Raw genomic sequence first — 9,362 nt, 5'->3', positions numbered from 1 at the left:
CCTCCCAACCCGGCCGCCGAACCCCGCCGTTCATACCAACTGATGACCTCCGCACGGGTACGGCAACGCCGCCGGTGCTCCGGCCTGCCCCACATGAAGTGATGTGTACCGCCAGAAGCAGAAGAGGGTCGAAAGACCCTGATGTGCCCGGCACATACCCCCGTACGATCCAGCCTTCAACAATCCCAGGGGGGACCATGAACCCGCACCAGCAGCACCCCTACCAGCAGTTCCAGCCGCAGCCGCAGCAGCCGCCGCAGCCTCCGAAGAAGAAGCGCACCGGCCTCATCATCCTCAGCGTGTTCGGCGGACTGGTGGTCATCGGCGCCATCGGCTCAGCCGTCGGAGGTGGCGGAAGCGAGACGAAGAAAACCGCGAAGACCGAGCCGGGCGACGCCAAGCCGAAGGTGGACAAAGCTGCCCCTGCGGCCAAGGAGGAGCCCGAGGCCGACAAGCCCGCCGACAAGCCCGCCGCCAAGCCCGAGCCGGCCGCGAAGCCCAAGCCGAAGATGGTCACCATCAAGGTATGGGGAAGCGCCCCCTCCGGCGCGGACATCACCTACGGCTCCGACACCGACAGCCGTCAGGGCGGCGGGGTGCCCATGACGAAGACGCTCAAGTTCCACGACGACGCCATGTGGTACCACGTCAACGCTCAGCTGCAGGGCGGCGGCGACATCCACTGCTCGGTGACCGTGAACGGCGAGACGAAGAAGGCCCACGCTTCCGGCGGCTACAACATCTGCAACGCCCAGCTGTCCAACACCGGACTGAGCTGGGACTGACAGCCCCCGGTTGCGGCTCCGTGGGGCCCTCCCCCGGCCGGTGGTACCGGTGGTCACGCAATGGGTCACGCAGCACACGTCAGGGCCCCGCCGAGATCATTCGGGGGGCCCTGAGCTGCGTTTACGGTGTGGGCACAACTGGGATCGAACCAGTGACATCCTGCTTGTAAGGCAGGCGCTCTACCGCTGAGCTATGCGCCCGGAGCATGTGCGGGACGACAGCGTACCTTGCCTGGTGGCGGGCAGTGCAAACGTGGGGTGGCGGGAGCGTCCGTGAACGAATCAGCTCGTGTGTTCGTTGAGCCCGGGTGGGAGAATGAGCACCGGTCGAAGAGCCACAGGCACGTACGGGGAGATGTTTCGTGACGGCGATGAACGGCGGTGGCACCCGCCGCTGGGGCTGGGGCAGTGGCCGCGCGGAGCACCTACGGGCCGACGCGCAGGCCGCGAAGGACGCCGCGGCCGCCGCCTTCTACGAACTCGACACCGCCCAGCGTGAGCTGCGGATCTCCATAGAAACGATCAACGCCGTCGACAGCTCCCCCGCCGGCCGCAAGGCCGCGGCGGACTTCGCCGAGCTCGGCAGGCGCATCGACAGCGTCAGCCATGACTACATCACCGCGGTCGACGCCCACGATCTGGACCGGGACGATCTGGACGCCGCTGCCGCCTCCCGCGCCCGCACCGAGCTGGACCGGGCACGCGGGGAGCTGGAGCGGGCCAAGGGGGAGCTGGAGAGGTTCGCGCAGAGCCTGGGCCCGCTGCTGTCCCGCGCCGAGACCCAGCTCGCCCGGCTCGCGCCCGCCGTCGAGCGGGCCCGGCAGGCGCTGCTGGCCGCGAGCAACGCGCTGGACGCCGTACGGGCCAAGGGGCTGAAGGCGGACGACCTCGCGGCACGGCTGGCGGCGCTCTCGCCCGAGCTGACCAAGCTGAACGAGGGCGCCGGCACGCACGGCGTACAGGAGACCATCCAGCGCGCCGACCGGGTCGTACGGGAGGCGGAGGCGATCCGCGCCCAGGCCGACGGGCTGCCGCAGAAGGCGGCCGACATCGACAAGCGGATCGCCTCGCTGCGTACCCGCACCGAGGCGCTGCAGAACAGGGCCCGGCAGGTCGAGCCCGTCCTCAGCGAGCTGCGGCGCCGCTTCAGCGCGGCGTGCTGGCAGGACCTCCAGCAGGTTCCGCAGCAGGCCGAGCACTCGGCGCAGCAGGCCGACGAAAAGCTCCGCGAGGCCCGCACGGCACGTGAGGAGCAGCGCTGGCCGGACGCCACCGCACTGCTGTCCACGGTGCGGGCGCTGCTGAACACCACCGACGAGGCGGTGAAGGCCGCGGGAGAGCGGCTGCAACGGCTCAACGAGGTCTCCTTCGATCACTCGAAGGAGGTCGACCGCACCCGCTTCGCGATCCGTGACGCACAGCGGCTGGCGATGGCCGGCCGCAGCACCCCGGATCCGCGGCACGCCCAGCCGCTGGACAACGCGGTGGAGCGGGTGGACCGCGCGGTCGCCTCGCTCACCGGCCGCCACCCGGACTACTGGCACCTGCTCACCGAGCTGGACGCGGTCAAGGAAACGGTGCAGCAGGTGGTCGAGCAGATCCGGCAGGAGCGGGCCGCCGGACACTGACCCGGGGCCGCCCGGACGGTGCCGGGCGACAGCTTTGGGCACTACTGAGCGTTGCTGCCGTTGCTGATCAGGGCTGCTGTTGAGGCGCGGGCGCTGTGGGCGGATGCTGGAGAGCGGAGGCTGGAGAGCGAGGCTGGAAAGACGAGAGCGAGCGCCGTCGGCCCGTCCCGAGGAGGCCGCTGTGGCCGCGTCCCCCACCCGTACGTTCCGTTACCGCCGCATCCTGCCGCGCGGCGGGCGGGTGCTGGACGAGCACATGCCGGTGCACCACAGGCTGAGCCGTATCTACCGGGTGGGAGCCGGACTGGTGGGGGTCATCCTGACCGTCTTCGGCGTCCTCGGGCTCACGGACAACATCGGCTTCTTCGACATCGGCGGCGACCGGGTGGCCGGCCTGAACACCAATGGTGCGCTGAGTGTGCTGTCCATCGTCGTCGGGCTGCTGCTGTTCGCCGGCATGGTGCGCGGCGGCAACTTCGCCTCCAGCCTCAACATCACGTTCGGCGGGCTGTTCCTGCTGAGCGGGTTCGTCAATCTCGCGCTACTGGAGACGCGTTTCAACGTGCTCGCCTTCGAGCTGCAGAACGTGCTGTTCAGCTTTGTCGTCGGACTGCTGCTGCTCGTCTTCGGCATGTACGGGCGCGTGGGCAGCGCCCTGCCGCACGACAACCCGTACTGGCAGCAGCGCCACCTGGACGCGGTCGAACGCGCCCGGCGCGCCAGGGACCTGCGCGAAGAGCGGACGCGCGCCCGGCTGCGGGGCGAGGAGCTGCGGCGCAGCGCCTCGCTCTACGGAGGCAGAGAACCCGGCGGGGAAGCCCGCTGGGAAGCCGACGGGGAAGCCGGCGCAGCAGAGCCGCCCGAGGACGGCAGCGACGAGCAGCGGCACGCCAGCTAGGCCACCACCCCTGCGCCTTCTCCCCCCACAGGCGCCCTTTCCTCACCCGCCCTCGGTTGCGCCGTGCGGCTGTGCGAGCGCGGCGCTCATCCGGCGCAGCACCGTCTCGCCCGCCAGGACGCCGCGCTCCGGGACCACCCGTACGTGTGGCAGCTGCCAGCCGCTGTCGGCCAGCTCGCCGTGTGCGGGGCGCCAGGCCACGTCGGCAGCGCTCAGCAGATCGGCGTCGAGCAGTGAGTCACCGGCGGCGAAGGTGAGTGTGCTCCCCGTACGGCGGGCCACCTCGGCCACGGCGGCGCTCTTGGTGAGCGGCTGCGGTACGGCGTAGATCTTGCGGCCCTGGAGGGAGACGTTCCAGCCCTGAGGCCCCGCCCAGGCGGCCAGTTCCTTCACCCATGTCTCGGGCAGCAGGGACCGTTCGACCACCAGGTAGGCGAACAGGCCGTCAGCTATGCGCTCCTTGAGCAGCCATTCGGCGCCGGCCCGGCGCAGCATCCGGGCGCGTACCTGCTCGAGCGGGGCGCACTCGGTCAGCCTCTCGCGCACCCGCTCCCGCCACTCGGGGTCGCTCTTGCCGTCGACCAGCAGCCGGCCCCCGTTGGCGCAGACCGCGTAGCGGGGCGGCGGGCCGGGCAGCCGGATGCGGCGGTACTGCTCGGGGGTGCGGGTGGTGGCGGGCACGAAGAGCGCGCGGGCGGCCAGCGCCGCCAGCAGTCCGGAAGCCTCCTCCGTCATGAAGGAGAGCGGCTTGTGCTCGTACGTCTCGACGCACAGCAGCCGGGGCGCCCGGGGGTCGGGCATGGTCAGCTCCAGCGCCGCCGCTGAGTAGATGAGAGTGCGGTCCAGATCGCTGGCGACCAGTACGCGTCCCGCTGCTCCGGGGCCGTCGGTGTGCGGTGTCACCGCGGTCACTGTTGTCACCGTGCGGCCTTTCCGTCGGCGCCTGTCGCACCGCGCGTGTAGCGGGGGTGGACGATACCGACGCAGCTGTAGGGCAGGTTGTCGGTCTCCTCCACAGGCACTCCGCGCTGTGCAGCCAGCAGCCGGACGTGGTCGAGGTCGGCGCCCGCGCCGCGCCGGGCCAGGATGCGCCAGGGGACGCGGCGCAGCAGTACGCGGGTCGTCTCGCCGACGCCCGGCTTGATCAGGTTCACATCGCCGATGCCGTACGCCTCGCTGATGTCCTCCACGGCGCGCCAGCCCGCCCAGGTGGGGGTGCGGTCCGCGCCGGCCAGTGCGGTGGCGTCCTGTGCGGCGCCTTCCCGTACCGCGGGGAAACGGGCGGCCACGGTGTCCACGAAGTGCTGTGACAGATCGCTGTCCGCCAGTTCGCGGTAGAACTTCGCACCGTGGAAGTCGTGCGGGCCCACCAGGTCGGCACGGAGCACGGTGCGGGATATCAGCCCGGAGACGGTCGAGTTGAGGCAGGCGGAGGGGATGAGGAAGTCCTCGCGGGTGCCGTAGGTGCGTACGCAGGAGCCAGGGTCGGCGAGGACGGCAAGCTCAGGATCGAAGCCGGGGTGCGCGGCGAGCGCCTGGGCCAGCTCACGGGTGATGGCGCCCTTGCCGGTCCAGCCGTCGATGAAGACGACATCGGCCGGGTCGTGGTGGGCGGCCAGGTAGGCGAGCGCGTTGGTGTCGATACCGCGGCCCCGCACGATCGAGACGGCGTAGTGCGGCAGATCCAGACCGTGCGCGTACCGAGCCCAGCGGCGCATCAGTACGCCGACAGGCGTGCCGGCCCTGGCCAGCGAGACCAGCACGGGGCGTGGTCCGCGCTCGCCGAGCACCGTCTCGGTCACCGTGCCGACCGCACGGGCGAGGCGCTCGGCCGCGGCCTCCAGCGCGTCGTGGAACAGCTGCTGGTACTCGGCGGACGGCTGATACTCCACCGGCAGCGACTCGGCGTAGTGCGCCCCGCCCGCCTGGATGGCCTCCTCACGCTCTTCGGTGGGTGCCTCCAGCGCGACGTCGGACAGATCGCGCAGCAGCCACGCGACATCGTCCGCCGTGTACGAGGAGAAGGCGGGCCCGTGCAGTGGTGCGGGCGGCGTCGGCCGGTCCTGGTCCGGAACGTGGGCGGGGACGACGGACAGCAGGACCCGCGGCGCGCAGCCGGCGAGCTGGTCCAGCAGTCCACCAGGGGCGTGCAGTGCGGGGGTGTCACCCTCGCTGTCCACGACGGCGACAACGGCGTCGAAACCCTGGCCCGCGATGTTGTAGGCGTAGCGCTCGGCCGCACGGTCCTGGTGCGCCGTGTCGTGCGCCGGGAAGGACAGTGCGGTGCGGATGGCATAGCCCGGGTCGTCGACGGGGAGGACGGGCGAACGCGTCGTCGTGGAGAAGCGGATTTCCGCGCGGCCATTGGTGCGCTTTTCCATTTCAAACGCGAGCAGCAGTGGCGTGTACATCAGCTCCTCGTTGCCGAGGACGAGAACGCGCAGCGGCTCGCCATCAGCCCGGCCGGCCCGCCCTGCCTGCTCCAGTGCGGACAGTATGCGTTCGGCCATGTCCGGCAGCGCGGCCTGGAGGCGTATCTGTTCGCGAGGTCCGAAACCGTGCCGTCCGCCGTCCGGAAGCCCCTGCGGCCAGCCCAGGTCCACCCGCCGTACGTTGCCCCGGGCCGTTCCGGCCCGCGCGCCAGTGGTGCCGCCGCCGTGCTGTTCGACCAGCTCCCGGCCCCGCTCCAGCACGTCCTCGGGGAGGACCACACGGCCTGCGGCAAGGGACACCACATCGACGCGGGCGCCCAGTTCGGCGGCGAACTTCTCCAGCTGGGCCATGTCCCGCTCGCCACGGGTGTCGACCAGCGTGGCCACGACATAGCGGTCGCGCGGGTGGACGGCGTGCAGGGCCGCGATGGTGTTGCGTACGGTCCTGCCTGTGGACAGTTCGTCGTCCACCAGCACCAGTGGCCCGTCAGTGCGCAGCAGTCGCGGGTTTTCGGGGAGCAGCAGATGCGAGGTCGCGTGGCTGTGCTCCTCCTCGAAACCGCCGTACTGCTGCACCCCGGGCACCCGGCGCCGCGTCGAGTGCAGCGCGCTCATACGGCTGCCCATGCTGTGCGCGACAGTGAGTCCGAGCCCCGTGGCCGTCTCCGCGAAGCCGAGCACGACACAGCTGGCGGCCTCCTGCGCGCCGAGCAGCTCGCGGACCCGCTCCCCCAGGCGGCTGCCCGCGCCGAGGACCGCGCTCGGGCGCTGCGGGACGTGCTTGCCCAGGACGGTGGAGACCAGCAGGTGCGCCCGCTTGGGGTTGCGCCGCAGGGCGAGCCCCAGCAGTTCCCGCAGTCCCTCGCCCTCGAGCCGCACTCCGAGCCGTTCGGCCACCCACATGCCCGGCCACACCTCGGCCCCGGTGCCGACCTCGGTGGCCTCGGTCCCGGCTCCGGATCCGGTCCCGGCTCCCACGTCCCGTACGCTTCCGTTCACTTGACTCCCGCCGCCAGCAGTTCGACGAAGCTCACGCCCTCACGCGCCACCCCGAAGACCTTGCCGCGCAGCAGTGTGCGCTCGGCCCAGGCGCGGTGCGGCTTCACCTCGTTCATCTTGTTCGTATACGCGGAGCGCATCACTCCGCCTCCGCCCCGCTCGGGGCGCAGCACATCGGTCGCGTCGCAGAACTCCTCGTGGCTGACGACCGACAGCGCGTGCACCAGCGTCACGTGCGAGGGGTGGATGCACGTCTTGCCCAGCAGCCCGTTGGCCCGGTCCAGCTCGATCTCGCGCAGCAGGCCGTCCAGGTCGTGCTCGATCAGCGCGGCCCGCACGTCCTCGGCCTGGCCGCTCAGGAACGGGCTCTGCCGCAGCTGCGGCTTGAACATCCTCTCCTGCGGCCGGAAGTACTCCCACACCGGTCCGGTCACCGTGAACCCGGAGCCGTCGGCCCGGCCCAGCACGTTCACCACATCCGCGATGACCGAGGCGACGATCTGCACGTCGTACGCGGTCATCTCCGGCGTACGGCGCAGCCCGTAGGCCGCGCAGAAGTCCGTCACGCCCAGGCGCAGCGCGAGCACCCGCTCGCGGTACTTGTCCAGGGTCCTGGCGATGCCCGTCAGGGCCTCCGTGCGGGTCTCGCGGTGCAGCAGCTCGGGCGACTCCAGTACGGGCATCGCGAACAGCCGCCGCCCGCACGCCGCCTCCGCCTCGGTGAGCGCCTCCATGAACGGCACCGACCGGTCCTCGGTGAACTTGGGCAGCACGAAACCGGACAGCAGCCGTGCGGCACCGCCGAGCCGGCGCACCAGCTCGGTGATCTGTCCCGACTCCCGCACCCGGACGAACAGCAGCGGCAGCTCGTCCTCCTGGGCGCGGTCGGCCAGCTCCCGCAGCTGGCGCACCAGGTTGTCCTCCGCCTGCGACACCTCGCCGTCGGCTATCGAGTCCTCCAGGCACAGCACCATCGAGACGACACCGCGCGCCGTCTGCTTGAGCACATCAGCGGCGAGTGAGGGTCTGGTGGCAGGGCTGTAGAGGGTTGCGCCCAGAGCGACGGAGAGGGTGCCTGCGGGCGAGTCCGAGGTGAACTCGGCCGGCTCCTGGTGGAAGAGGCCGTTCCGTCGCTGAGGCGTCAGCTGCCTGAAATGCCGCATGAAAGACCCCCGTCTTGCCGTCTCAGCGTCTCTTTGTGGCTGCCATGGGGTGTATGACCCACCTGGTGGCGTCGCGCGGTGGCGGTGGTCCTGCCGTGGCCGCCGTGGTGCCGCGTGGCTGCTCATCGTACGTATGGGGGTCGGTCAGAAGTTCCCTCGGCTCCGGGGCACGGCTGTCGGGGCTCGCCAGGGGCGCGGCCTCGGAGTCCGTGGCGTCACGTACCGCAGACCCGCCGGTCACGCACCGCGCATCCGTGGCGTCACGGCCTGCGCTCTGTAGCGTCACGGCCTGCGCATCTGTGGCGTCACGTCCCAGGCGTCCGTGGCGCCACTTCCCGCGCACCCGCAGCTTCACGTCCCGCGTCCCTGAGATCACGCCCCGCGTTGTCGGCGGTGTCCGTACGGGGGCAGGATGAAGACATGACGCACGGGATGACGAAGGGGTCGAACATCCAGCTGGAGACCACGGCGGTGCGCGCGGTTCTCTGCTGGGCGCCTGGTGCCGGCGTGCCGGATGTCGATGCCTCGGCTCTGCTGCTCGGCCCGGACGGCAAGGTCCGCTCCGACGACGACTTCATCTTCTACAACCAGCCGCGCCACCCCTCCGGGCTGGTGCGGCACCTGGCCAAGAAGCGCGAGCCCGAGGGGCTGCGCGACACCGTCGAGGCGGACCTGGGCGCGCTGGACGCCTCCGTGGACCGCGTCCTGCTGGCGGCCTCGGCCGACGGCGGAACCTTCTCCTCCGTACGCGAGCTGCGGCTGCTGCTGCACGACGCGGACAACCCGGATGGCGCAGCCGCCTCCGGGAACGGTGGGCAGTTGCTCGCGCGTTTCGACATAGAGCCGGAGACCGGCGCCGAGACCGCCATGGTCTGCGGCGAGCTGTACCGGCGCGGCGACGGCTGGAAGTTCCGCGCCCTGGGACAGGGCTACGACACTGGGCTGGTCGGCCTCGCCACCGAGTTCGGGATCACGGTCGACGAGGGCGAGTCCGGCCCCTCCGGCACGGGCGGCCCCGACGGCTCCGACGGCGTCACCGGCACCGGCACCGGCACCGATGACGGCGGTACCGACGACGCCGGGAAGAGCGAGGCCGGCGCCGGGCGGAAGGGGACTCGCAGCCCACAGCACGACACGGAGCACGAGCCGGAGCGCACTCCGGGGCACGAATCCGAGCACGATCCGGACGCGACCGTGGCCCATGTGCCCCGCGCCGACACCATCGGCTCCGAGGACTTCCGGCTGAGCCCGCCCTCCGGCACCGTTCCGCAGCCGCCGCCCGAGCCTGACTTCCCGGAGCCCGAGCCGGTGCCGCCCGAGCCGCACCCGGAGCCGTCGCCCCACCCGGAGCCCGGCCCGCCGCCGGGGCCCCCGCCCGGGCCAGGCCCCGAGCCCGGGCCGCCGGTGCCGCCAGTGCCTCCGGGGCCGCCTCCGGGGCCCACGCCCGGCCCTGGTCC

General features: G+C 71.6%; 7 protein-coding genes and 1 tRNA gene. 4 read left to right on the top strand and 4 right to left on the bottom strand.

All coding sequences use genetic code 11. From position 1 onward, the window contains the following. Positions 1-197 precede the first annotated feature (197 nt). Entirely contained in the window at positions 198-785 is a 588-nt protein-coding gene (locus ITI46_RS31160; RefSeq protein WP_209243285.1) for an MmpS family transport accessory protein, read from the top strand. Between the two features lie 129 nt (positions 786-914). Here the strand turns inward: ITI46_RS31160 and ITI46_RS31155 are convergent. Then, positions 915-986 (bottom strand) — tRNA-Val (locus tag ITI46_RS31155). Between the two features lie 170 nt (positions 987-1,156). Between ITI46_RS31155 and ITI46_RS31150 the strand changes: the two genes are divergently transcribed. Further along, positions 1,157-2,413, top strand: coding sequence for a coiled-coil domain-containing protein (locus ITI46_RS31150; protein WP_247746869.1), 1,257 nt, complete (start codon positions 1,157-1,159; stop codon positions 2,411-2,413). A 256-nt stretch (positions 2,414-2,669) separates the two neighbouring features. Beyond that, positions 2,670-3,311, top strand: a complete 642-nt coding sequence (locus tag ITI46_RS31145) for a DUF4383 domain-containing protein (RefSeq protein ID WP_209243288.1) — start codon at positions 2,670-2,672, stop codon at positions 3,309-3,311. Between the two features lie 42 nt (positions 3,312-3,353). On the opposite strand, the gene ITI46_RS31140 is transcribed toward ITI46_RS31145, so the two are convergent. From ITI46_RS31140 to ITI46_RS31130, 3 genes are all read right to left on the bottom strand, one after another. Continuing rightward, the gene (locus ITI46_RS31140; protein ID WP_307808395.1) at positions 3,354-4,223 is read right to left on the bottom strand and encodes an HAD family hydrolase; all 870 of its coding nucleotides are present in this window, start codon (positions 4,221-4,223) and stop codon (positions 3,354-3,356) included. 5 nt (positions 4,224-4,228) lie between these two features. Then, positions 4,229-6,646 (bottom strand): phosphoribosyltransferase, encoded by a 2,418-nt coding sequence (locus tag ITI46_RS31135; RefSeq protein ID WP_209243286.1) that lies wholly within the window; start codon positions 6,644-6,646, stop codon positions 4,229-4,231. Positions 6,647-6,738: 92 nt separating this feature from the next. Beyond that, complete coding sequence (locus ITI46_RS31130) at positions 6,739-7,905, bottom strand: HpcH/HpaI aldolase/citrate lyase family protein (RefSeq protein WP_209243283.1); 1,167 nt, start codon at positions 7,903-7,905, stop codon at positions 6,739-6,741. Between the two features lie 420 nt (positions 7,906-8,325). On the opposite strand from ITI46_RS31130, the gene ITI46_RS35210 reads away from it, so the two are divergent. Next, positions 8,326-9,362, top strand: a 1,037-nt coding sequence (locus tag ITI46_RS35210) for a TerD family protein (RefSeq protein WP_247746867.1), incomplete at its 3' end; no start/stop codon positions are given.

It is taken from the genome of Streptomyces oryzae (assembly GCF_017676365.1).
In the GTDB taxonomy this organism is placed as follows: domain Bacteria; phylum Actinomycetota; class Actinomycetes; order Streptomycetales; family Streptomycetaceae; genus Streptomyces; species Streptomyces oryzae.
This window is presented reverse-complemented; position numbering and strand designations above follow the sequence as displayed.

Excerpts from the sequence above, each read along its gene's own strand:
- ITI46_RS31160 (WP_209243285.1), top strand. The coding sequence starts at position 198 with ATGAACCCGCACCAGCAGCACCCCTACCAGCAGTTCCAGCCGCAGCCG.
- ITI46_RS31150 (WP_247746869.1), top strand. The coding sequence starts at position 1,157 with ATGAACGGCGGTGGCACCCGCCGCTGGGGCTGGGGCAGTGGCCGCGCG.
- ITI46_RS31145 (WP_209243288.1), top strand. The coding sequence starts at position 2,670 with ATGCCGGTGCACCACAGGCTGAGCCGTATCTACCGGGTGGGAGCCGGA.
- ITI46_RS31135 (WP_209243286.1), bottom strand. The coding sequence starts at position 6,646 with ATGTGGGTGGCCGAACGGCTCGGAGTGCGGCTCGAGGGCGAGGGACTG.
- ITI46_RS31130 (WP_209243283.1), bottom strand. The coding sequence starts at position 7,905 with ATGCGGCATTTCAGGCAGCTGACGCCTCAGCGACGGAACGGCCTCTTC.